A 22,437-nucleotide genomic window follows, 5' to 3' on the forward strand; every position below is an offset into this window, starting at 1 on the left:
TGGAGAAACGCAGACGTGTTTCGCGGAGCTAACGCTATCAGTCTCGACGCAAAGGGCCGTCTCGCCATGCCGAGCCGGTACCGTGACGAGCTCGATTCGCGCAGTTCCGGCCAGTTGATCGTGACCATCGACGCCGTTGATCCGTGTTTGTGTGTCTACCCGCTCGATGAGTGGGAAATTATTGAAACCAAGTTGCGCGCGCTTCCTTCGCTTCGCGAAGAGAACCGTCGTCTGCAACGTTTATTGATTGGTAATGCCGTTGACCTCGAGCTCGACGGCAGTGGTCGTTTCCTGGTGCCGCCGCGCCTGCGCGAATACGCAAAGCTCGATAAGCGCGCGATGCTGGTGGGCCAACTGAACAAGTTCCAACTGTGGGACGAAGATGCCTGGAACGCGGTTTCTGCCGCTGACCTGGCTGCCATACAACAACCGGGCGCCATGCCTGACGAACTGCGTGATCTGATCCTGTGACTATTGATAGCGGCTTTAACCACATCACCGTACTGCTTGACGAAGCCGTCGAGGCTCTCGCCGTACGTCCTGATGGCTGCTATCTGGACGGCACGTTCGGTCGTGGCGGGCACAGTCGGTTGATCCTGAGCAAGCTCGGGCCGGACGGTCGGCTCATCGGATTCGACAAGGATCCTCAAGCGATTGCTACCGGGCAAACGCTAGCGGCCGAAGACGGCCGCTTTGTCGTTGTGCAGCGCAGCTTTGCCGAGCTCGGCTCGGTGGTTGCCGAACAGGGTCTGACAGGCAAGGTCAGCGGCATTCTGCTGGATCTGGGCGTGTCTTCGCCGCAGCTCGATGATGCCGAGCGCGGCTTCAGCTTCCTCAATGACGGCCCGCTGGACATGCGCATGGATCCGTCCCGTGGGATCAGTGCCGCCGAGTTCGTCAACACCGCGCCGGTGGAAGAAATCGCCCGTGTCTTCAAGGAATACGGCGAAGAACGTTTCTCCGGTCGCATGGCCCGTGCCGTGGCCGAGCGTCGTGACATCACGCCGTTCGAGCGCACCGCCGATCTGGCCGAAGTCCTGAAAGTCGCCAACCCGGCGTGGGAAAAGGGCAAGAACCCGGCGACCCGCGCATTCCAGGGCCTGCGCATTCACGTCAACAACGAGCTGGGCGATCTGGAAGCGGGCCTCGAAGCTGCGCTCGAATCCCTGGAAGTGGGCGGCCGTCTGGTCGTGATCAGCTTCCACTCGCTGGAAGACCGTATCGTCAAACTGTTCATGCGCAAGCTGGTGAAAGGCGAAGCCGACAACCTGCCGCGCAACCTGCCGGTTCGTCACGTTGCGTTCGAACCGAAAATCAAAATCCATGGCAAAGCGCAGACGGCCTCCGACGCCGAACTCAAAGCCAACCCGCGTTCCCGGAGCGCCGTCATGCGCGTCGCGGAGAAGCTGCGGTGAGCAAGCTTTTCGCCAAGCCACTGCCCGGCGGCAGCTTTTTCATGCTGCTGCTGTTCATCGGCGTGCTCGTATCGGCCATCGGTGTGTCTTACAGCGCCCACTGGAACCGGCAGTTGCTCAACACCCTGTACAGCGAATTGAGCGTGCGCGACAAGGCGCAGGCCGAGTGGGGGCGCCTGATCCTGGAGCAAAGTACCTGGACCGCCCACAGCCGGATCGAAGTGCTGGCCACCGAGCAACTTAAGATGCACATCCCCGGCGCGGCTGACGTGAAGATGGTGGCGCCATGATGAAACTCGAAGGGGCACTCTTCCCGTGGCGCTTCCGTCTGGTGGTCGGTCTGCTGGGTATGATGGTGGCCGCGATCTGCTGGCGCATCATCGACTTGCAAGTGGTCGATCGCGACTTCCTCAAAGGTCAGGGCGACGCGCGCAGTGTTCGTCACATTCCGATTCCGGCGCACCGTGGCCTGATCACCGACCGAAACGGCGAACCGCTGGCCGTCAGTACGCCGGTGACCACGCTGTGGGCCAACCCCAAGGAAATGCAGGCTGCCAAAGAAAAGTGGCCAGCACTGGCCGCCGCGCTGGGGCAGGATCCGAAAGCCCTGGCCGAACGTCTCGAAGCCCAGGCCACCAAAGAATTCATTTATCTGGTGCGCGGGTTGACCCCCGAGCAGGGCCAGGCCGTGCTCGATCTGAAAGTCCCGGGCGTCTACGGCATCGAAGAGTTCCGCCGGTTCTACCCGGCCGGTGAAGTCACCGCGCACATGGTCGGGTTCACCGACATCGATGACCACGGTCGTGAAGGCGTCGAACTGGCCTACGATGAATGGCTGGCCGGCGTGCCCGGCAAGCGGCAAGTCATCAAAGATCGGCGCGGTCGGCTGATCAAGGATGTCCAGGTCACCAAAAACGCCAAGGCCGGCAAGCCCTTGGCGTTGTCGATTGACCTGCGTCTGCAATATCTGGCCAACCGCGAACTGCGCAACGCGATCATCGAGAACGGCGCCAAGGCCGGCAGTCTGGTGATCATGGACGTGAAGACCGGTGAGATCCTCGCCATGGTCAATCAGCCGACCTACAACCCGAACAACCGTCGCAACCTGCAGCCGGCGATGATGCGTAACCGGGCGATGATCGACGTGTTCGAACCCGGTTCGACCATGAAGGCGATCTCGATGAGCGCCGCGATCGAAACCGGCCGCTGGAAACCGAGTGACACCGTCGAGGTGTATCCAGGCTCCCTGCAGATCGGCAAGTACACCATCAAGGACGTTTCCAGGACCGAAGGTCCGGTACTCGACCTGACCGGCATTCTGATCAATTCCAGTAACGTCGGCATGAGTAAAATCGCGTTCGATATCGGCGGCGAAACCATTTTCCGCCTCGCCCAGAAAGTCGGCCTCGGCCAGGACACCGGTCTCGGCTTCCCGGGCGAACGTGTCGGCAACCTGCCGAATTACCGCGAGTGGCGCAAGGCCGAGACCGCCACGTTGTCGTACGGCTACGGTATTTCGGTGACCGCGATCCAGCTGGTGCATGCGTTCTCGGCGCTGGCCAACAACGGTCGCCTCGCGCCGCTGACGCTGATCAAAACCGACAAGGCGCCGCAGACCACCCAGGTGCTGCCGGAGGCCGTCGCGAAAACCATGCAAGGCATGCTGCAACAAGTGATCGAAGCCCCGCGTGGCGTGTTCCGTGCGCAGGTGCCGGCGTATCACGTGGGCGGCAAGTCCGGTACCGCGCGTAAAACATCGGTCGGCACCAAGGGCTACGCCGAAAACTCTTACCGTTCGCTGTTCGCCGGGTTCGGCCCGATGAGCGATCCACGTTATGCAATCGTCGTGGTGATCGATGAGCCGACCAAGGCCGGTTACTTCGGTGGTCTGGTCTCGGCGCCGGTGTTCAGCCGTGTGATGTCGGGCACTCTGCGCCTGATGAACGTCACCCCGGACAACCTGCCGACCACACAACAGGCCAACGCCACCCCGGCCGTTCCGCTGAAAGCCAATGGAGGGCGCGGCTGATGTCTCTGAGTCTGAACAAGATTTTCCCCCACGCCGGCCACGATCTGTTGATCCGTGAACTGGCACTCGACAGTCGCAATGTACGCGCGGGTGACCTGTTCCTCGCGGTGCCGGGCGGCAAGTTCGACGGGCGTGCGCACATTGCTGATGCCCTGCAGCGCGGTGCTGCTGCCGTGGCCTATGAAGTGGAAGGCGCCACCGTGCTGCCGATCACCGAAGTGCCGCTGATTCCGGTGAAAGGTCTGGCGGCGCAGCTGTCGGACATTGCCGGGCGTTTTTACGGTGAGCCGAGTCATCACCTGAACCTGATCGGCGTGACCGGCACCAACGGCAAGACCAGCGTGACCCAATTGGTGGCGCAGGCGCTGGATCTGCTCGGCCAGCATTGCGGCATCGTCGGCACCCTTGGCTCCGGTTTCCATGGCGCGCTGCAAAGCGGCCTGCACACCACGCCGAATCCGATTGCCATGCAAGCGACCCTGGGCGACCTGAAAAAGGCCGGTGCCAAAGCCGTGGCCATGGAGGTTTCGTCCCACGGTCTGGATCAGGGGCGGGTGACCGCGCTGGCATTCGATGTAGCGGTGATGACCAACCTGTCCCGCGATCACCTGGATTACCACGGCACGATGGAGGCCTACGCCGAAGCGAAGGCCAGGCTGTTTGCCTGGAATGACCTGAAGTGCCGTGTCGTTAATCTCGACGACAATTTCGGCCGGCAACTGGCCGCTGAAAAGCGTGAGTCGCGGCTGATCACTTACAGCCTGCTCGACAGCAGCGCCTACCTCTATGTGCGTGAGGCGCAGTTCGACGACGAAGGCGTGCGCGCCACGCTGGTGACTCCGCAGGGCGAGCACCATCTGCGCAGCACGCTGCTCGGTCGTTTCAACCTGAGCAACGTACTGGCCGCTGTCGGCGCCTTGCTCGGTCTGGACTACGCCCTCGACGAAATCCTCAAGGTGCTGCCGAAGCTCGAAGGCCCGGCCGGACGCATGCAGCGTCTCGGCGGCGGCACTCAGCCGCTGGTGGTGGTCGATTACGCCCACACCCCGGACGCGCTGGAAAAAGTTCTGACCGCGTTGCGCCCGCACGTCAAAGGTCAACTGCTGTGCCTGTTCGGCTGCGGCGGTGATCGTGATCGCGGCAAGCGTCCGTTGATGGCCGAAGTGGTCGAGCGTCTGGCCGACCGCGTGCTGGTCACCGACGACAATCCGCGCACCGAAGACCCGGCGGTGATTTTCGATGACATCCGCGCCGGTTTCACGGCGGTGGACAAGGTGACGTTCGTGGCCGGTCGCGGCCAGGCCATCGCACAACTGATTGCCGGCGCTTCGGCCGACGACGTGATTGTTCTGGCTGGCAAAGGTCACGAGGACTATCAGGAAATCAACGGCGAGCGTCACGCATTCTCTGATCTGGTCGAGGCTGATCACGCCCTGACCGCGTGGGAGGTGGCCCATGCTTAAGGCTCTGAAACTCAGCGAATTGACCAACGCGCTCGATGCCCGTCTGATCAGCGCCGACGCCACTTTTGACGGCGTGAGCATCGACAGCCGCGCGATCAAGGCTGGTCAGCTGTTTACCGCTCTGACCGGCCCGCGTTTCGACGGTCATGACTATCTGAATGAAGTTGCTGCCAAAGGCGCCGTTGCGGCGCTGGTCGAGCGCGAAGTCGCCGACAGCACGTTGCCGCAATTGCTGGTCAAGGACACCCGCCAGGCCCTCGGCCAGTTGGGTGCGTTGAACCGGGCCGCGTTCACCAAACCGGTCGCAGCAGTCACCGGTTCCAGCGGCAAAACCACGGTCAAGGAAATGCTCGCGAGCATCTTGCGTACGCGCGGTCCGGTGCTGGCGACCCGTGGCAACCTGAATAACGATCTGGGTGCACCGCTGACCCTGCTCGAACTGGCCCCGGAACATACGGCGGCCGTGATCGAGCTGGGCGCCTCGCGTCTGGGTGAAATCGCCTACACCGTGGGGCTGACCAGGCCGCATGTGGCGATCCTGAACAATGCCGGCACAGCACACGTCGGTGAGTTCGGCGGCCCGGAAAAAATCGTCGAAGCCAAGGGCGAGATCATCGACGGGTTGGCGACCGATGGTGTCGCCGTGCTCAATCTTGATGACAAGGCCTTCGGCATCTGGAAGATTCGCGCCGGCGCCCGCAAGGTGCTGACCTTTGCCCTGAGCAACACGCAGTCGGATTTTTACGCCAGCGACCTGGCCACCGATGCCCGTGGCTGCCCGGCGTTCAACCTGCACAGTCCTGAAGGTGTGGAACGGGTTCAACTGAACCTGCTCGGCACCCATAACGTCGCCAACGCCATGGCCGCCGCCGCTGCCGCTCACGCCTTGGGCGTGTCGCTGTTCGGCATTGCCACCGGGCTTGGCGCGGTACAACCGGTCAAGGGTCGCACCGTCGCGCAACTGGCGAAAAACGGCATGCGCGTGATCGATGACACTTACAACGCGAACCCCACCTCGATGTGCGCGGCCGTTGATATACTCGCCGGCTTTTCCGGCCGCACCGTTCTGGTGCTCGGGGATATCGGCGAGTTGGGCGACTGGGCGGAGCAGGGGCACCGCGACGTGGGCGAATACGCCCGGGGCAAGGTATCCGCGCTTTACGCCGTCGGGCCGAACATGGTCTACGCCGTGAACGCATTCGGTAACGAGGCGCAGCACTTCGGCACCCAAGCCGAACTGATCCAGGCCCTCGGTGCCGAGCAGGACACAAACACCACCATTTTGATCAAGGGTTCGCGCAGCGCAGCGATGGAAAACATCGTTGCGGCCCTGTGCGGGTCCAGTCTGGAGAAACATTAATGCTGCTGCTGCTAGCGGAGTATCTGCAACAGTTCTACAAAGGCTTCGCGGTCTTCCAGTACCTGACCCTGCGCGGGATTCTCGGTGTGCTGACCGCGCTGGTCTTGTCGCTGTGCTACGGCCCGTGGATGATCCGCACCCTGCAGAACCGTCAGATCGGCCAGTCCGTTCGTAACGACGGCCCGCAATCGCACCTGTCCAAATCCGGTACGCCGACCATGGGCGGCGCGCTGATCCTGTCTTCGATCGGTGTCAGCACACTGCTGTGGGCTGACCTGAGCAACCGCTACGTGTGGGTCGTGTTGCTGGTGACCCTGCTGTTCGGCGCCATCGGCTGGGTCGACGACTACCGCAAGGTGATCGAGAAGAACTCCCGTGGTCTGCCGAGTCGCTGGAAATATTTCTGGCAGTCGGTGTTCGGCCTCGGTGCGGCGATCTTCCTTTATATGACTGCCAGCACGCCGGTGGAAACCACCCTGATCCTGCCGATGCTCAAGGACTACAGCATTGCGCTGGGCGCCGGCTTCATCGTCCTGACTTACTTCGTGATCGTCGGTTCGAGCAACGCGGTCAACCTGACCGATGGCCTCGACGGTCTGGCGATCATGCCGACAGTGATGGTCGGCGGTGGCCTGGGCATTTTCTGCTACCTCTCGGGTAACGTGAAATTCGCGGAATACCTGCTGATCCCGTACGTACCGGGCGCAGGCGAGCTGATCGTGTTCTGCGGCGCGCTGATCGGTGCCGGCCTGGGCTTCCTGTGGTTCAACACCTACCCGGCGCAAGTCTTCATGGGCGACGTCGGCGCACTGGCGCTGGGCGCCGCCCTGGGCACCATCGCGGTGATCGTCCGTCAGGAAATCGTCCTGTTCATCATGGGCGGCGTGTTCGTGATGGAGACCCTGTCAGTCGTCATTCAGGTTGCGTCCTTTAAGCTGACCGGTCGCCGTGTGTTCCGCATGGCGCCGATCCATCACCACTTTGAACTCAAGGGCTGGCCCGAGCCACGCGTGATCGTCCGTTTCTGGATCATCACCGTGATTCTCGTGCTGATCGGCCTTGCCACCCTGAAGCTGAGGTAGAACGAGTGTCTCTGATCGCTTCTGACCACTTCCGCATCGTTGTCGGCCTCGGCAAGAGCGGCATGTCCCTGGTTCGCTTCCTGGCGAACCGGGGCGTGGCGTTTGCTGTGGCCGACACGCGGGAAAATCCACCGGAACTGGCCACGCTCCAGCGTGACTATCCGCACGTGGAAGTGCGTTGTGGCGAGCTGGACGTCGAATTCCTGTGCCGTGCCGACGAGCTCTACGTGAGCCCCGGCCTGGCGCTGGCGACCCCGGCCCTGCAAGCCGCCGCGGCCCGTGGCGTGAAGCTGTCCGGCGACATCGAGCTGTTCGCGCGTAACGCGAAGGCGCCGATCGTGGCTATCAGCGGTTCCAACGCAAAAAGCACCGTCACCACGCTGGTCGGCGAGATGGCGGCTGCGGCCGGCAAGCGCGTGGCAGTAGGCGGCAACCTCGGTACGCCGGCGCTGGATCTGCTCCGCGATGACGTCGAGCTGTACGTGATGGAGCTGTCAAGCTTCCAGCTGGAAACCACCGACCAGCTCAACGCCGAAGTGGCGACCGTGCTCAACATCAGCGAAGACCACATGGATCGCTACAGCGGTCTGCCGGCCTACCACCTGGCCAAGCACCGGATCTTCCGGGGGGCGAAGCAGTTCGTGGTCAACCGCCAGGACGCCTTGACCCGGCCACTGATGGGCGAGGGCCAGCCGTGCTGGACCTTCGGTCTGACCCAACCCGATTTCAAGGCCTTCGGTCTGCGCGAAGAGAATGGCGAGAAATACCTGGCCTTCGAATTCCAGAACCTGATGCCGGTGCGCGAATTGAAGATTCGCGGTGCCCACAACCAGTCCAACGCCCTGGCAGCGCTGGCGCTCGGCCACGCGGTCGGGCTGCCGTTCGACGCCATGCTGGCGGCCCTGCGCACCTTCGCCGGTCTGGAACACCGTTGCCAGTGGGTACGTGATCTGGACGGCGTCGGGTATTACAACGATTCCAAGGCCACCAACGTTGGCGCCGCACTGGCCGCCATCGAAGGCCTGGGTGCGGACATCGATGGCAAGGTCGTGCTGATCGCTGGTGGCGACGGCAAGGGTGCCGACTTCAAGGACCTGCGCGATCCGGTGGCGGCCCATTGCCGCGCCGTGATTCTGATGGGCCGCGACTCCGACAGGATCGGCGACGCGATCGGCGATGCCGTTCCGCTTATTCGCGCGACCACGCTGGTCGACGCGGTCGCCCAATGCCGCGCCGCCGCCCAACCGGGCGACGTGGTGCTGCTGTCGCCGGCCTGCGCCAGTTTCGACATGTTCAAGAACTACGAAGACCGTGGTCACCAGTTCGTCCGCACCGTGGGGGATCTGGCATGAACTTGAGAAACATCATCAAACCATACCCGTCGCCGCTCATCACCGGACGCGGGATCGACCTCGACTTCCCGATGCTCGCCGGTTGCCTGGCGTTGCTCGGTCTGGGCCTGATCATGATCGCCTCGGCCTCCACCGAAGTGGCGGCCGTGCAGTCGGGCAGCCCGCTGTATTACATGATTCGTCACCTGATCTACGTGGTGTTGGGCCTGGGCGCCTGCATCGTCACGATGATGATCCCGATCGCCACCTGGCAGCGCCTTGGCTGGATGATGCTGATCGGTGCGTTCGGCCTGCTGGTGATGGTGATCATCCCGGGGATCGGCCGTGAGGTGAACGGTTCGATGCGCTGGATCGGTTTCAGCTTCTTCAACGTTCAGCCGTCCGAGATCGCCAAGGTGTTCGTGGTGATCTACCTCGCCGGTTACCTGGTGCGCCGCCAGAAAGAAGTGCGCGAGAGCTGGATGGGCTTCTTCAAACCGTTCATCGTCCTGTTGCCGATGGCCGGCCTGTTGCTGATGGAGCCGGACTTCGGCGCCACCGTCGTGATGATGGGCGCGGCGGCGGCGATGCTGTTTCTCGGCGGGGTCGGGCTGTTCCGCTTCTCGCTGATGGTGGTGCTGGCCGTCGGTGCGGTGGTGTTGCTGATTCAGATGCAGCCTTACCGGATGGCGCGTCTGACCAACTTCGCCGACCCGTGGGCCGATCAGTTCGGCGCCGGTTATCAATTGTCCCAGGCCTTGATCGCGTTCGGTCGCGGCGAATGGCTGGGCGTTGGCCTGGGCAACAGCGTGCAGAAGCAGTTCTACCTGCCGGAAGCGCACACCGACTTCGTGTTCTCGGTGCTGGCCGAAGAGCTCGGCGCCGTCGGCTCGCTGTGCACCGTGGCGTTGTTCGTGTTCGTGTGTATTCGCGGCATGTACATCGGTCTGTGGGCCGAGAAGGCCAAACAGTTTTTTGCCGCTTATGTTGCCTACGGCCTGTCGTTCCTGTGGATCGGCCAGTTCCTGATCAACATCGGCGTGAACGTCGGCCTGTTGCCGACCAAGGGCCTGACCTTGCCGTTCCTCAGTTATGGCGGCAGCTCCCTGGTGATCTGCTGCGCCTGCCTTGGCCTGTTGCTGAGGATCGAGTGGGAGAGCCGGACCCACCTGGGCAGTGAAGAGATGGAATTCCATGAGAGCGACTTCGCCGAGGAGCCGAACCATGGGCGCTAACGTATTGATCATGGCCGGCGGTACCGGTGGCCACGTGTTCCCGGCGCTGGCCTGTGCACGCGAATTCCAGGCGCGCGGCTACACCGTGCACTGGCTCGGCACGCCGCGCGGGATTGAGAACGATCTGGTGCCGGCGGCAGGTATTGAACTGCACCGCATCAATGCCACGGGCTTGCGCGGCAAGGGAAAACTGTCGCTGCTCAAGGCGCCGTTCATGCTGCTGAAATCGGTGTGGCAGGCGCGGGCGATCATTCGCCGGTTGCGTCCGGTGTGCGTGGTCGGCTTCGGTGGCTATGTGACCGGCCCCGGTGGTCTCGCCGCCAAACTGGCCGGCGTGCCGGTGATCGTTCATGAGCAGAACGCCGTGGCCGGCACCGCCAATCGGTTGCTGGTGCCGTTCGCCGCCCGGGTGTGTGAAGCCTTCCCCGACACCTTTACCCTGTCGGACAGCCGCCGTACCACCGGTAACCCGGTGCGCAGCGAGCTGTTCCTCGAAACACCGCGCCCGGCCCTGGCCGGACGCAAGGCGCGTTTGCTGATCCTGGGCGGAAGCCTGGGCGCAGAGCCGTTGAACAAGTTGCTGCCTGAAGCCCTGGCACAAGTCGCTGTCGACTTGCGTCCGGAAGTGTTTCATCAGGCGGGCAGAAACCACGATGAAGTGACTGCAGAGCGCTACCGCGCCGCCGGCGTGGATGCGCAGGTGCAGCCGTTCATCAAAGACATGGCCCAGGCCTATGGCTGGGCTGACCTGGTGGTGTGCCGTGCCGGCGCATTGACCATCAGCGAACTGGCCGCCGCCGGTCTGCCCTCGATGCTGGTGCCCTTGCCCCACGCGATCGACGATCACCAGACCCGCAACGCCGATTATTTGGCCCGCGAAGGCGCTGCCTTCCTGATGCCGCAAAGAACGACTGGCGCCGCGGACCTTGCCGCGCGCCTGACAGAGGTCTTGATGCAACCGCAACGACTTGAACAAATGGCCCAAGCGGCCCGCCGTCTGGCGAAACCCGAAGCCACCCGTAGCGTGGTCGATACCTGTCTGGAGGTGGCCCATGGTTGAGAATCAGAAAGCCATGCCGCAACCGGAAATGCGCCGTATCCGTCGCATCCACTTCGTCGGGATCGGCGGCGTGGGCATGTGCGGTATTGCCGAAGTGCTGCTGAACCTGGGCTATGAAGTGTCCGGTTCGGACCTGAAAGCTTCGCCGGTGACCGAGCGCCTGGAATCCTTCGGAGCGCAGATCTTCATCGGCCACCGTGCCGAGAACGCCGCGGCTGCCGACGTGCTGGTGGTGTCGAGCGCCGTCAACACCTCCAACCCGGAAGTCGCGACCGCGCTGGAACGCCGCATCCCGGTGGTGCCGCGTGCCGAAATGCTCGCCGAACTGATGCGCTACCGCCACGGCATCGCCGTCGCCGGTACCCATGGCAAAACCACCACCACCAGCCTGATCGCTTCGGTGTTCGCGGCCGGTGGCCTGGATCCGACCTTCGTCATCGGTGGCCGTCTGAATGCTGCGGGCACCAATGCCCAACTCGGCACCAGCCGTTACCTGATCGCCGAAGCCGATGAAAGCGACGCCAGCTTCCTGCACCTGCAACCGCTGGTGGCTGTGGTCACCAACATCGACGCCGACCACATGGCGACCTACGACGGCGACTTCAACAAACTGAAGAAAACCTTCGTCGAATTCCTGCACAACCTGCCGTTCTACGGTCTGGCGGTGATGTGCCTGGACGATCCGGTGGTGCGTGAAATCCTGCCGCAGGTCAAACGCCCGGTCGTCACCTACGGTTTCAGCGAAGAAGCCGACGTGCGCGCGATCAATGTTCGCCAGCAAGGCATGCAGACCTTCTTCACCGTGCTGCGGCCTGATCGCGAGCCGCTGGATGTGTCCGTGAACATGCCGGGCAACCACAACGTGCTCAATTCCCTGGCGACCATCTGCATCGCTACCGACGAAGGCGTCAGCGACGAAGCCATCGTCCAGGGCCTGTCCGGGTTCCAGGGTGTGGGCCGACGCTTCCAGGTCTACGGCGAACTGCCGGTGGACGGCGGCAACGTGATGCTGGTCGACGACTACGGTCACCACCCGACCGAAGTCGCAGCCGTGATCAAAGCCGTGCGCGGTGGCTGGCCGGAGCGCCGTCTGGTGATGGTCTACCAGCCGCACCGCTACAGCCGCACCCGCGACCTGTACGACGATTTCGTCAATGTACTGGCCGATGCCAACGTACTGCTGCTGATGGAAGTCTATCCGGCGGGCGAAGAGCCGATCCCGGGCGCCGACAGTCGCAAGCTGTGCAACAGCATCCGCCAGCGCGGTCAGCTCGACCCGATCTACATCGAGCGCGGCGTTGATCTGGCGCCACTGGTCAAGCCGCTGCTGCGTGCCGGCGACATTCTGCTGTGCCAGGGCGCCGGTGATATCGGCGGTCTCGCACCGAAACTGTTGAAAAGCGAGTTGTTCGCCGGTGCCGTGGCGGCATCGGTCGAGGGGAAGTTGAAATGACTGCTGCCTACGCCAATCTGTTCTCCACCATCGCCCCGAAGGATTTCGGTCGTGTGGCCGTGCTGTTCGGTGGCCTGAGTGCCGAGCGTGAAGTCTCGCTGAAGTCCGGCAACGCGGTGCTGACTGCGCTGCAAAGCGCGGGCGTGGACGCGTTCGGCATCGACGTCGGCGCCGATATCCTGCAGCGCCTGCTGAGCGAAAAGATCGACCGTGCGTTCATCATCCTCCACGGTCGCGGCGGTGAAGACGGCAGCATGCAAGGCCTGCTCGAAGTGGCCGGCATTCCGTACACCGGCAGTGGCATCCTGGCTTCGGCACTGGCGATGGACAAGTTGCGCACCAAGCAGGTCTGGCACACGTTAGGGATTCCGACACCGCGTCACGCCGTGCTGCGCAGCGAGGCTGATTGTATTTCGGCAGCGACGGAACTGGGCTTCCCTTTGATCGTCAAACCGGCGCATGAAGGTTCAAGTATCGGGATGGCCAAAGTGAGTTCTGCGTCCGAGTTGATCGACGCATGGAAAGCGGCCAGTACCTACGATTCGCAAGTGTTGGTCGAGCAATGGATCCACGGTCCCGAGTTCACCATCGCCACCCTGCGTGACCAGGTGTTGCCTCCTATCGCCCTGGGTACGCCACACACGTTCTACGACTACGACGCCAAGTACATCGCCAACGATACCCAGTATCGGATTCCGTGCGGGCTCGATGCCGCCAAGGAAAAAGAACTCATGGACCTCACGGCGCAAGCCTGCGAGGCGCTGGGTATTGCCGGTTGGGGGCGGGCGGACGTGATGCAGGACGCCGACGGCAAATTCTGGTTCCTGGAAGTCAACACCGCCCCCGGCATGACCGATCACAGCCTGGTACCGATGGCGGCGAAAGCGGCCGGGCTGGATTTCCAGCAACTGGTCCTGGCCATTCTGGCCGCCAGTGTCGATGCCGATGGCAAGAAAGAGGCGCGAGGTTAAGACCATGCAAGGCGCTCATCTCAGACATCAGTCACCCGCACCCGGCCGCAAGCCGGTGCCGCGGGGTGCCAGCCGAATGGTGGCCAAAGAGCCGATGTCCGCGCGCCTGCCGAAAGCCAACTTCGGTTTTCTGAAAAGTCTGTTCTGGCCGGTGCTGCTGGTGGCCCTGGGGTTTGGCACTTATGAAGGCGCGCAGCGTCTGCTGCCGTACGCCGACCGGCCGATCACCAAGATCGCCGTGCAGGGCGACCTGAGTTACATCAGCCAGCAGGCGGTGCAGCAGCGGATCGCCCCGTTTGTGGCATCGAGCTTCTTCACCATCGACCTGGCGAGCATGCGCACCGAGCTTGAGCAGATGCCGTGGATCGCTCACGCCGAAGTACGTCGGGTGTGGCCGGACCAGGTGGTGATCCGCCTCGAAGAACAACTGCCGGTGGCCCGTTGGGGCGATGAGTCGTTGCTCAACAACCAGGGCCAGGCGTTCACGCCCAAGGAACTGGCGAACTACGAACACCTGCCGCAGCTGTTCGGCCCGCAGCGGGCCCAGCAGCAAGTGATGCAGCAATACCAGGTGCTGAGCCAGATGCTCCGGCCATTGGGCTTCTCGATTGCGCGGCTCGAACTGCGTGAACGTGGCAGTTGGTTCCTGACCACGGGTGCCGGCAGTTCCGGCCCCGGGATCGAGCTGCTGCTGGGACGCGGCAACCTGGTGGAAAAGATGCGCCGCTTCATTGCCATCTATGACAAGACGCTCAAAGAACAGATTACGAACATTGCGCGCATCGATCTGCGCTATGCCAACGGCCTCGCCGTTGGCTGGCGGGAACCCGTAGCGCCGACGACAGCCCAACCCGCTGTCGCAAAGAATTAAGAAGAGGCAGGACCCATGGCAAACGTGCAAAGCGGCAAAATGATCGTCGGTCTCGATATCGGCACCTCCAAGGTGGTGGCGCTGGTCGGCGAGGTTGCGGACGACGGCTCGCTGGAAATCGTCGGGATCGGCACTCATCCGTCCCGCGGCCTGAAGAAAGGCGTGGTGGTCAACATCGAGTCCACCGTGCAATCGATCCAGCGCGCGATCGAAGAAGCCCAACTGATGGCGGGCTGCCGCATTCACTCGGCGTTCGTCGGCGTGGCGGGCAATCACATTCGCAGTCTGAACTCCCACGGCATCGTGGCGATTCGTGATCGCGAAGTCAGCTCGGCTGACCTGGAGCGCGTACTCGACGCCGCCCAGGCTGTGGCGATCCCGGCCGACCAGCGTGTGCTGCACACCCTGCCGCAGGATTACGTGATCGATAACCAGGAAGGTGTGCGCGAGCCGCTGGGCATGTCCGGCGTGCGTCTGGAAGCCAAGGTTCACGTGGTCACCTGCGCGGTCAACGCCGCACAGAACATTGAAAAATGCGTGCGTCGCTGCGGTCTGGAAATCGACGACATCATTCTCGAGCAACTGGCCTCGGCGTACTCGGTACTGACCGACGACGAAAAAGAGCTGGGCGTGTGCCTGGTCGACATCGGTGGCGGCACCACCGACATCGCGATCTTCACCGAAGGTGCGATTCGCCACACGGCGGTGATCCCGATCGCGGGTGACCAGGTGACCAACGACATCGCCATGGCGTTGCGCACCCCGACCCAGTACGCCGAAGAGATCAAGATCCGCTATGCCTGCGCCCTGGCCAAACTGGCCGGTGCCGGCGAGACCATCAAGGTGCCGAGCGTCGGCGACCGTCCGCCGCGCGAACTGTCCCGTCAGGCCCTGGCTGAAGTGGTCGAGCCGCGTTACGACGAACTGTTCACCCTGATCCAGGCCGAGCTGCGTCGCAGCGGCTACGAAGACCTGATCCCGGCCGGCATCGTGCTGACCGGTGGTACCTCGAAGATGGAAGGCGCCACGGAACTGGCCGAGGAAATCTTCCACATGCCGGTCCGCCTGGGCGTGCCGCACGGCGTGAAAGGTCTGGATGACGTGGTACGCAACCCGATTTATTCCACTGGCGTCGGCCTGTTGATGTACGGCCTGCAAAAGCAGTCCGACGGGATCTCGTTCTCGGGCATCGGCAGCCGCGACAGCTACAGCAACGAAGAGCCGCAGGCGCCGTTGCTGGACCGTTTGAAGAAGTGGGTTCAAGGCAACTTCTAAAGCTTTACCGCAGTACCGCAACAAACAGCAGTAGGCGAAAAAACTAGAGAATGTAAGGAGAGGGAAAATGTTCGAACTCGTAGACAACATCCCCGCAAGCCCGGTAATCAAAGTTATCGGTGTTGGCGGTGGCGGCGGCAACGCTGTCAATCACATGGTCAAGAGCAACATCGAAGGCGTGGAATTCATCTGCGCCAACACCGATGCTCAAGCGCTGAAAAACATCGGCGCGCGCACCATTCTGCAACTCGGCACCGGCGTGACCAAAGGCCTGGGCGCCGGCGCCAACCCGGAAGTCGGCCGTCAGGCTGCGCTGGAAGATCGCGAGCGCATCGCTGAAGTGCTGGCCGGCACCAACATGGTGTTCATCACCACCGGCATGGGCGGCGGTACCGGTACCGGTGCTGCGCCGATCATCGCCGAAGTGGCCAAGGAAATGGGCATCCTGACCGTTGCGGTCGTGACCCGTCCGTTCCCGTTCGAAGGCCGCAAGCGTATGCAGATCGCCGACGAAGGCATCCGCATGCTCTCGGAAAGCGTCGACTCGCTGATCACCATTCCGAACGAAAAACTGCTGACCATCCTCGGCAAGGACGCCAGCCTGCTGTCGGCTTTCGCCAAGGCTGACGATGTACTGGCCGGTGCCGTTCGCGGTATCTCCGACATCATCAAGCGTCCGGGCATGATCAACGTCGACTTCGCCGACGTACGCACCGTGATGAGCGAAATGGGCATGGCGATGATGGGCACTGGCTGCGCCAGCGGTCCGAACCGTGCGCGTGAAGCGACCGAAGCGGCCATCCGCAACCCGCTGCTGGAAGACGTGAACCTGCAAGGCGCACGCGGCATCCTGGTGAACATCACTGCCGGTCCTGACCTGTCCCTGGGTGAGTACTCCGACGTGGGTTCGATCATCGAAGCCTTTGCTTCCGAGCACGCGATGGTCAAGGTCGGTACCGTTATCGATCCGGACATGCGCGACGAACTGCATGTGACTGTGGTTGCCACCGGTCTGGGCGCGAAAATCGAGAAGCCTGTGAAGGTCATCGACAACACTGTTCACACCTCGATGGCGCCTGCTCAAGTGCAGCAACCGGCACCCGCTCGTCAGGAACAGCCTGCGGTGAACTACCGTGACCTGGACCGTCCGACCGTCATGCGCAACCAGGCTCAGGCCGGTGCTGCGACTGCCGCGAAGATGAATCCGCAAGATGACCTGGACTACCTGGACATCCCGGCTTTCCTGCGTCGTCAGGCCGATTGATGAAATGTATCAGGGGTATTCAGGTGATTGGTGTTCAGCAAAGGCTCGGTCTGCTATCATCGCCAGCCTTTGTTGATACCAGTTCGCAATTTGCGCTGAAGCGGCCCATGCCATGATTAAACAACGCACACTGAAAAATATTATCCGTGCCACCGGTGTAGGTCTGCACTCCGGGGAGAAGGTTTACCTGACCCTCAAGCCTGCACCTGTCGACACCGGGATCGTCTTTCGTCGTGCCGATCTCGATCCGGTTGTCGAGATACCGGCTCGCGCGGCCAACGTCGGCGAGACAACCATGTCGACGACGCTGGTCAACGGTGACGTGAAGGTAGACACGGTGGAGCACCTGCTCTCGGCCATGGCTGGCCTGGGCATCGATAACGCCTACGTCGAGCTCTCCGCGTCTGAAGTCCCGATCATGGATGGCAGCGCAGGACCTTTCGTATTCCTGATTCAATCGGCTGGCCTGGAAGAACAGGACGCCGCCAAGAAATTCATCCGCATCCTGCGTGAAGTGACAGTGGAAGACGGCGACAAGCGCGCCACTTTCGTCCCTTTCGAAGGGTTCAAGGTGAGCTTCGAGATCGATTTCGATCACCCGGTTTTCCGTGACCGCACCCAAAGTGCAAGCGTGGATTTTTCCAGCACTTCGTTTGTTAAAGAAGTCAGCCGCGCCCGTACTTTCGGTTTCATGAGTGACATCGAGTACCTGCGAAAGCACAACCTCGCACTCGGCGGCAGCGTGGAAAACGCGATCGTGGTCGATGCCGATGGCGTACTGAACGAAGACGGCCTTCGTTATGAAGACGAATTCGTGAAGCACAAGATCCTCGATGCGATTGGCGACCTGTACCTGCTGGGCAACAGTCTGATTGGTGAGTTCAAGGGCTTCAAGTCCGGCCACGCACTGAACAACCAGCTGCTGCGCAAGTTGATTGAGCAGAAAGATGCCTGGGAAGTCGTGACGTTCGAAGACGCCAGCACTGCACCGATCTCTTACATGCGCCCGGTTGCGGCGGTGTAAGTAAAAAACCTCTCTAGTTTTTTGAAGGCCACCTTTGGGTGGCCTTTTTTTATGCCTGTTCTCAGGCCACGACGACCCGGTTTCGCCCACCTTCCTTGGCCTGATACAACGCCCTGTCCGCCGCAAACAACAGCTGTTCCAGGCTGATTTCGCTCGCTGGCGTCCAGGTGCCGATGCCGACGCTCACCGTCATCGGTGACGGGTCTTCATTCAAGGTCGGCAGTTGCTCCACCGCTGCACGAATGTGCTCGGCGATCTGCTGCGCCCCGACACTGTCGGTTTCTGCAAGGATCACCGAAAACTCCTCCCCACCATAACGGGCCACCAGATCCGCCGGACGCCGCACATTGGCGGTGATTACCCTCGCCAGTTCACGCAACGCCTGATCCCCGGCCTGATGCCCGTGGCGATCGTTGAAGGCCTTGAAGTGGTCGGCGTCGATCATCAGCAATGACAGGGGTTGGCCCGAGCGTTGTGCGCGAAACCATTCGTGACGCAACGACTGATCGAGCATCCGCCGGTTGGCGACCCCGGTCAGGGCATCGGTCGCCGCGAGCTGCGCCAGTTCGCGTTCGGCCCGTTGCCGCAGGCGCAGCTCCCGGGCCAGCAGCCAGGTCAGCCACAGCAGCCCGGCACACAACACGCCGGTGGCGCCGCTGATCAGGATCGCCGTGCGTCGCCACGCGCCGAACACTTCCTCACTGGACAGGGCAACGATCACCGTCAGCGGCAGATTGCCGACCCGCGAATAGGTGTACAGCCGTTGCTGATAATCCATGCTCGAGATGCTGTTGAAACTGCCGCTGCCGTTGCTGTCGCGCAGGATCTGCACCACATTGGGCCGGGCGGCAAAGCTCTTGCCGATCGAATCGCGTTGCAGATAAGGCTTCTGCGCCAGCAGGATGCCGTCGTTGTTGATGATGTTGAGGGTGCTGTCGATGCCGATGTCGAGGCTGTTGAACAACTGATCGAAGTAATCGAGTTTCATCGATGCCACGGCCACCCCCAGGAATTCACCGGTGTCCGAAGAGATGCGCCGACTGAAACTGATTATCCACTGGTTCGCGTCATCGCAGTCGCAACGGGGTTTGAACGGACGGCTGATAAACATGCCGGTATCGCGGTTGAAGGCGTGGGCGAGGAAGTAGTCGCGGTCGGCGAAATTGCCCGGCAGCGACTCGATTCGCGAAGAGTCGGCGATCACGTCGCCATGCTTGTCGAGCAACAGGATGTCGCCCTTGAAGCGCGCTGTGGTGGAGCGGTCGAACAACGCCAGATGGCGGATCTGCGGCGACACGTTTTTCAGGTCGTCACGCTGGGCGGCGGCGATCAGCCCTTGCAGCGTCAGGTCATACAGTTCGACGGTGCGCAGTACATCGGCATCGATCAACTGGGCGATGGTGGTGGCGCTACGGGTCGCCGATTCCTGGGCGTTGGCGCGTTCACGGATCAGCAGGAACGTGACGATGCACACAATCGCGATCACGCTCAACAGGCTGCCTGAGATCAGCAGCAGCTCGGAGCGTCCGGTCGTGCCGGGAACGGTGGGGGGGCGGCTCGCGATCATGGTTCGGTTTTCGGTTGGAGGTTCTTTTAAGCGTAGTTGTACCCGCTCGCTGCCACAGGCAAGAAAAAGGCCAGCACATCGGCTGGCCTTTCTACTGTAGCGGCGATCTTAGAAGACGTTGATCGGGTAGTCGATGATCACACGGTATTCATCGGTGTCCGTATCCAGCGCGCCGTAACCGTTGCCGCCGCGGTTGGTCGCCCATTGCAGGCGTACCGCGAGGTCTTTGGCCGGACCGCTTTGCACCCTGTAATTGAGGTCGATGTCGCGTTCCCAGTGCTTGGCGTTGCGACCCTCGGCGCTGTACCACGAGGCGTAACCCTTGCTGTGCGGATCGACCTTGGTCAGGTCCAGCGTACCGCGCGAGTAGGACACCGCCGAGGTCAGGCCCGGCAGGCCCAGCCCGGCGAAGTCGTACGCGTACTTGAGTTTCCACGAACGCTCGTTCGGGCCGTTGAAGTCCGAGTACTGCTGGGAGTTATCGAGGTAGACGCTGTCGCCCTGGCTGATGTAGTCGAACGGCGTGTTGCCGTTGACCCGCTGGTACGCGGCGGTGACGCTGTGACTGCCGACGCCGACGGTGAAATGCAGGCTGTAGGTGTTGTTGTCGATGTTGCCCAGCAGCGCGTCGCCGGTGTCCTGCGTGTGATAGAAGTGCAGGCCCGGGTTGAGGGTCACCAGGTTATTCAGCGCCCAGGTGTAGTCGAGGTCGTAGTAGTACTGGTTCCAGATGTCCTTCAGCTCGGAAGCGTACAGGCTGCTGGTCAGGCCTTCGACGCCGCTCCAGGCCACGCCGGCCCAGTTCAGGTGCTGGCTCTTGTCGCCCTCGGCAAGGCTGCCGTAAGAGGTGCCGATGCGTTTGTGGCCGCTCTGGTTATAGGGCTTGGTGAAACTGGCCTGGCCGCCTTCGATCATCCAGCCGTCGAAGCTGTGGTTGCTCAGGCTGAGACCGCGAAAGGTCTGCGGCAGCATGCGCGTCTCGCCACCGGCGATCACCGGGTTGGCGAGAAACAGGTCACCGGCCTTCAACTCGGTATCGAACGCACGCATTTTCAGGGTGCCGCCCGCCGTGGAGAACGAGCCCGGCGCTTTGCCGCTGCCGTCACTGACCGGCAGGATACTGGAGTTGTCCGTGCCGCCACCGCCGTCGAGTTTCAAACCGAGCATGGCGTGGGCATCGATGCCGAAGCCGACCGTACCTTCGGTGTAGCCCGACTCGAATTTGCCGAGCAACCCCTGGCCCCACTCGATGTTGTCATCCGTCTGCTGCAGACGGTTGCGGTTCATGTAGTAGTTGCGGGCGTTGAGGTTGAGGCTCGCGCCGTCGACGAAACCTTGCTGCTCGGATTCGGCGGCGTGGGCGGCGGGGGCAATCGTTGCGGCAATTGCAATGAACAGCGGGGTGAAGCGAACTGGGTAACGCACGTGCGGTAAAGCTCCTTGGGTCAACTGACACTTCAATGTCTTGAGGTGCGGGATGTTTCCAGTTGTTAAAGACGTACCAGACAGCTTTCAGACCACAACGAAAAAAGGCCGCTGAAAATCAGCGGCCTGCAAGGACGACGGTTGAACGGGAAGAGCCAAACAACCGCGTCGAGGGAAACGGAGCGGTGCGTGCCTCAGCTGTCGGCCCCTGATTCGGACTGCGCTTGGGAAAGGCCGGCCTGCGGGGCTTGCGTGGCGTCTTTGGCCTTGGCCATCACTTCTGCCTGATGCTGTTCATACGCCTGAGCCCGGGCTGCGTTTTGCGCCACGAACGTCTGGGATTCTTCAGCCATCGCCATTGGCGACAGGATCAATGAGGACAAAACGAAAGCGCTGGCAATACCCATACTGTTGGACATCTTGAAAACCTTCTTGCTTGGCAAGTGCTGTTTGGTGCGGGCAAAGATAAGGTTGCCGGGCGTTGGGAAACAGCGTGATTTTCATAAATGACTGTTACAGCAGAAGCAAAAGTCACCCCCTCACCCCAGCCTCTTCCTCAAGGGGGCGAGGGTGAAAGGGGGTCGATTGGGGGCTTTTCAGAATCTGAGTTCGACTGGGTTTTTCAGGTCGGCTCACCATGCTGGCCGAGCTGGCGGTGAACCGGGCGCTGGATCGGGTTGATCCGCAGACGTGATCCGTTAGTCGAGCAGGCCCGAAAAGGCACCGGTCGTACCCTTTTTGGGACTCTTTAAAGTCCACGCGCGCAGGTATACTGCGCGCTTTCGCGGCTCGTCCACCGGGCCGGACTTTTTGCTTCGCGGAGCTTTCATGACTTCCCCAATCGACAACGCTGTGAGCGATGTCCCGGCAGAGCTGGCCGAGGCCGGCGAAACCAAGCCGACCATTCCTGCGTTCAAGTTTCCGTTCAAGCCAGGTGAGCTGGCGGCTGCCAAAGCGGCGAAGCAGCCGCAGTTCAAGGGCAAGGACGGGGATCGTCACGCCAAGATTCCGGGTGTGGCGCCGTCGGGCACGCGCCGTTCGATGGGCAAGCGCTGATTCATTCCCGCCTCGGCCGTCGCTGTGATTTTCGGTCACAGTGATGGCTAATTGCTCAGTTCCTGAGCCAGATCAACGTTTAACCAGTAAGTGCGCTTAGAGTCAGCAGCCCTGCCGACTCTTTCCAATAAAACGAGCGCGCTTTCCATGAAGATCAATCTCCCGGTGACCGGGCGCAATGTCGATGTTGCGCCGGATGCGAACATTCTCTCGACCACCGATCTGACCAGCGCCATCACCTACGCCAACGACGACTTCATCAAGATCAGCGGTTACAGTCGCGACGAGCTGCTGGGCGCGCCGCACAATTTGCTGCGTCATCCGGACATGCCCGCGCAGGCCTTTGCCCATATGTGGCAGACGCTCAAGGGCGGTCGGTCGTGGATGGGGCTGGTGAAGAATCGTTGCAAGAACGGTGATCATTACTGGGTCAGCGCCTATGTCACGCCGGTCACGCAGAACGGTGCGGCGGTGGAGTATCAGTCGGTGCGCACGCGGCCAGATGCGCGGCAGATTGCGGCGGCGGAGCGGGTGTATGCGCAGTTGCGTGAGGGGC

Annotated in this window: 20 protein-coding genes and 1 pseudogene; 18 read left to right on the forward strand and 3 right to left on the reverse strand. The window is 62.0% G+C overall.

Annotated features, from left to right (window positions below; translation table 11 throughout):
• Window positions 1-15 precede the first annotated feature (15 nt).
• From mraZ to lpxC, 16 genes are all read left to right on the forward strand, one after another.
• Window positions 16-471: a division/cell wall cluster transcriptional repressor MraZ gene (mraZ, locus tag ACKJSM_RS00120; RefSeq protein ID WP_007917012.1), complete on the forward strand. Its 456-nt coding sequence runs from the start codon at window positions 16-18 to the stop codon at window positions 469-471.
• A complete protein-coding gene (gene rsmH, locus ACKJSM_RS00125) occupies window positions 468-1,415 on the forward strand; it encodes a 16S rRNA (cytosine(1402)-N(4))-methyltransferase RsmH (protein ID WP_410236348.1) in 948 nt (315 codons plus the stop codon). Before mraZ ends, rsmH begins: the two co-directional genes overlap by 4 nt.
• Window positions 1,412-1,705 carry a cell division protein FtsL gene (gene ftsL / locus ACKJSM_RS00130; protein WP_236182780.1) on the forward strand — a complete coding sequence of 98 codons (294 nt, stop codon included), beginning with the start codon at window positions 1,412-1,414 and terminating at the stop codon, window positions 1,703-1,705. The genes rsmH and ftsL overlap by 4 nt, the downstream gene beginning before the upstream one ends.
• A complete protein-coding gene (locus ACKJSM_RS00135; protein ID WP_236182788.1) occupies window positions 1,705-3,444 on the forward strand; it encodes a peptidoglycan D,D-transpeptidase FtsI family protein in 1,740 nt (579 codons plus the stop codon). The genes ftsL and ACKJSM_RS00135 overlap by 1 nt, the downstream gene beginning before the upstream one ends.
• Window positions 3,444-4,907, forward strand: coding sequence for a UDP-N-acetylmuramoyl-L-alanyl-D-glutamate--2,6-diaminopimelate ligase (locus ACKJSM_RS00140; protein ID WP_410236349.1), 1,464 nt, complete (start codon window positions 3,444-3,446; stop codon window positions 4,905-4,907). Before ACKJSM_RS00135 ends, ACKJSM_RS00140 begins: the two co-directional genes overlap by 1 nt.
• Window positions 4,900-6,267 carry a UDP-N-acetylmuramoyl-tripeptide--D-alanyl-D-alanine ligase gene (murF, locus tag ACKJSM_RS00145; RefSeq protein WP_410236350.1) on the forward strand — a complete coding sequence of 456 codons (1,368 nt, stop codon included), beginning with the start codon at window positions 4,900-4,902 and terminating at the stop codon, window positions 6,265-6,267. Before ACKJSM_RS00140 ends, murF begins: the two co-directional genes overlap by 8 nt.
• On the forward strand, window positions 6,267-7,349 hold the full coding sequence (gene mraY, locus ACKJSM_RS00150) for a phospho-N-acetylmuramoyl-pentapeptide-transferase (protein WP_007972599.1): 1,083 nt from the start codon (window positions 6,267-6,269) through the stop codon (window positions 7,347-7,349). Before murF ends, mraY begins: the two co-directional genes overlap by 1 nt.
• 5 nt (window positions 7,350-7,354) lie before the next feature.
• Window positions 7,355-8,701, forward strand: coding sequence for a UDP-N-acetylmuramoyl-L-alanine--D-glutamate ligase (murD, locus tag ACKJSM_RS00155; RefSeq protein ID WP_410236351.1), 1,347 nt, complete (start codon window positions 7,355-7,357; stop codon window positions 8,699-8,701).
• Entirely contained in the window at window positions 8,698-9,915 is a 1,218-nt protein-coding gene (ftsW, locus tag ACKJSM_RS00160) for a putative lipid II flippase FtsW (protein WP_373874356.1), read from the forward strand. Before murD ends, ftsW begins: the two co-directional genes overlap by 4 nt.
• The gene (murG, locus tag ACKJSM_RS00165; RefSeq protein WP_410236352.1) at window positions 9,905-10,975 is read left to right on the forward strand and encodes an undecaprenyldiphospho-muramoylpentapeptide beta-N-acetylglucosaminyltransferase; all 1,071 of its coding nucleotides are present in this window, start codon (window positions 9,905-9,907) and stop codon (window positions 10,973-10,975) included. The genes ftsW and murG overlap by 11 nt, the downstream gene beginning before the upstream one ends.
• Window positions 10,968-12,428, forward strand: a complete 1,461-nt coding sequence (murC, locus tag ACKJSM_RS00170; RefSeq protein WP_192562353.1) for a UDP-N-acetylmuramate--L-alanine ligase — start codon at window positions 10,968-10,970, stop codon at window positions 12,426-12,428. The genes murG and murC overlap by 8 nt, the downstream gene beginning before the upstream one ends.
• Window positions 12,425-13,399: a D-alanine--D-alanine ligase gene (locus ACKJSM_RS00175; protein ID WP_007956758.1), complete on the forward strand. Its 975-nt coding sequence runs from the start codon at window positions 12,425-12,427 to the stop codon at window positions 13,397-13,399. The genes murC and ACKJSM_RS00175 overlap by 4 nt, the downstream gene beginning before the upstream one ends.
• A 4-nt stretch (window positions 13,400-13,403) precedes the next feature.
• Window positions 13,404-14,270 (forward strand): cell division protein FtsQ/DivIB, encoded by an 867-nt coding sequence (locus tag ACKJSM_RS00180; protein WP_236182776.1) that lies wholly within the window; start codon window positions 13,404-13,406, stop codon window positions 14,268-14,270.
• Between the two features lie 15 nt (window positions 14,271-14,285).
• Window positions 14,286-15,545: a cell division protein FtsA gene (gene ftsA / locus ACKJSM_RS00185; protein WP_169431853.1), complete on the forward strand. Its 1,260-nt coding sequence runs from the start codon at window positions 14,286-14,288 to the stop codon at window positions 15,543-15,545.
• Window positions 15,546-15,612: 67 nt separating this feature from the next.
• Complete coding sequence (gene ftsZ, locus ACKJSM_RS00190) at window positions 15,613-16,809, forward strand: cell division protein FtsZ (protein ID WP_410236353.1); 1,197 nt, start codon at window positions 15,613-15,615, stop codon at window positions 16,807-16,809.
• Window positions 16,810-16,921: 112 nt separating this feature from the next.
• Complete coding sequence (gene lpxC / locus ACKJSM_RS00195) at window positions 16,922-17,833, forward strand: UDP-3-O-acyl-N-acetylglucosamine deacetylase (protein ID WP_007956752.1); 912 nt, start codon at window positions 16,922-16,924, stop codon at window positions 17,831-17,833.
• Window positions 17,834-17,894: 61 nt separating this feature from the next.
• Here lpxC and ACKJSM_RS00200 read toward each other — a convergent pair whose 3' ends face one another.
• The 3 genes from ACKJSM_RS00200 to ACKJSM_RS00210 all read right to left on the reverse strand — a co-directional run bounded on the left by ACKJSM_RS00200 (window position 17,895) and on the right by ACKJSM_RS00210 (window position 21,244).
• A complete protein-coding gene (locus tag ACKJSM_RS00200) occupies window positions 17,895-19,400 on the reverse strand; it encodes a sensor domain-containing diguanylate cyclase (RefSeq protein ID WP_410236354.1) in 1,506 nt (501 codons plus the stop codon).
• Window positions 19,401-19,508: 108 nt separating this feature from the next.
• The gene (locus ACKJSM_RS00205) at window positions 19,509-20,825 is read right to left on the reverse strand and encodes an OprD family porin (protein WP_410236355.1); all 1,317 of its coding nucleotides are present in this window, start codon (window positions 20,823-20,825) and stop codon (window positions 19,509-19,511) included.
• Between the two features lie 194 nt (window positions 20,826-21,019).
• A complete protein-coding gene (locus tag ACKJSM_RS00210) occupies window positions 21,020-21,244 on the reverse strand; it encodes a hypothetical protein (protein WP_236182772.1) in 225 nt (74 codons plus the stop codon).
• A 409-nt stretch (window positions 21,245-21,653) separates the two neighbouring features.
• On the opposite strand from ACKJSM_RS00210, the gene ACKJSM_RS00215 reads away from it, so the two are divergent.
• Together ACKJSM_RS00215 and ACKJSM_RS00220 are read left to right on the forward strand one after the other, a co-directional pair.
• Entirely contained in the window at window positions 21,654-21,881 is a 228-nt protein-coding gene (locus ACKJSM_RS00215) for a hypothetical protein (protein WP_115079144.1), read from the forward strand.
• 147 nt (window positions 21,882-22,028) lie between these two features.
• Window positions 22,029-22,310, forward strand: a pseudogene (locus ACKJSM_RS00220) (PAS domain-containing protein); the annotation flags it as partial.
• Window positions 22,311-22,437: the final 127 nt, after the last annotated feature.

It is taken from the genome of Pseudomonas sp. PHC1 (assembly GCF_046487845.1).
Classification (GTDB): Bacteria; Pseudomonadota; Gammaproteobacteria; order Pseudomonadales; family Pseudomonadaceae; genus Aquipseudomonas; species Aquipseudomonas sputi.

Coding starts and splice junctions, on each gene's coding strand:
- ftsA (WP_169431853.1), top strand. CDS start 14,286: ATGGCAAACGTGCAAAGCGGCAAAATGATCGTCGGTCTCGATATCGGC.
- lpxC (WP_007956752.1), top strand. CDS start 16,922: ATGATTAAACAACGCACACTGAAAAATATTATCCGTGCCACCGGTGTA.
- ACKJSM_RS00135 (WP_236182788.1), top strand. CDS start 1,705: ATGAAACTCGAAGGGGCACTCTTCCCGTGGCGCTTCCGTCTGGTGGTC.
- ACKJSM_RS00210 (WP_236182772.1), bottom strand. CDS start 21,244: ATGTCCAACAGTATGGGTATTGCCAGCGCTTTCGTTTTGTCCTCATTG.
- ACKJSM_RS00200 (WP_410236354.1), bottom strand. CDS start 19,400: ATGATCGCGAGCCGCCCCCCCACCGTTCCCGGCACGACCGGACGCTCC.
- murG (WP_410236352.1), top strand. CDS start 9,905: ATGGGCGCTAACGTATTGATCATGGCCGGCGGTACCGGTGGCCACGTG.
- ACKJSM_RS00140 (WP_410236349.1), top strand. CDS start 3,444: ATGTCTCTGAGTCTGAACAAGATTTTCCCCCACGCCGGCCACGATCTG.
- mraY (WP_007972599.1), top strand. CDS start 6,267: ATGCTGCTGCTGCTAGCGGAGTATCTGCAACAGTTCTACAAAGGCTTC.
- ftsW (WP_373874356.1), top strand. CDS start 8,698: ATGAACTTGAGAAACATCATCAAACCATACCCGTCGCCGCTCATCACC.
- murF (WP_410236350.1), top strand. CDS start 4,900: ATGCTTAAGGCTCTGAAACTCAGCGAATTGACCAACGCGCTCGATGCC.
- ACKJSM_RS00175 (WP_007956758.1), top strand. CDS start 12,425: ATGACTGCTGCCTACGCCAATCTGTTCTCCACCATCGCCCCGAAGGAT.
- ACKJSM_RS00215 (WP_115079144.1), top strand. CDS start 21,654: ATGACTTCCCCAATCGACAACGCTGTGAGCGATGTCCCGGCAGAGCTG.
- murC (WP_192562353.1), top strand. CDS start 10,968: ATGGTTGAGAATCAGAAAGCCATGCCGCAACCGGAAATGCGCCGTATC.
- ftsZ (WP_410236353.1), top strand. CDS start 15,613: ATGTTCGAACTCGTAGACAACATCCCCGCAAGCCCGGTAATCAAAGTT.
- ACKJSM_RS00180 (WP_236182776.1), top strand. CDS start 13,404: ATGCAAGGCGCTCATCTCAGACATCAGTCACCCGCACCCGGCCGCAAG.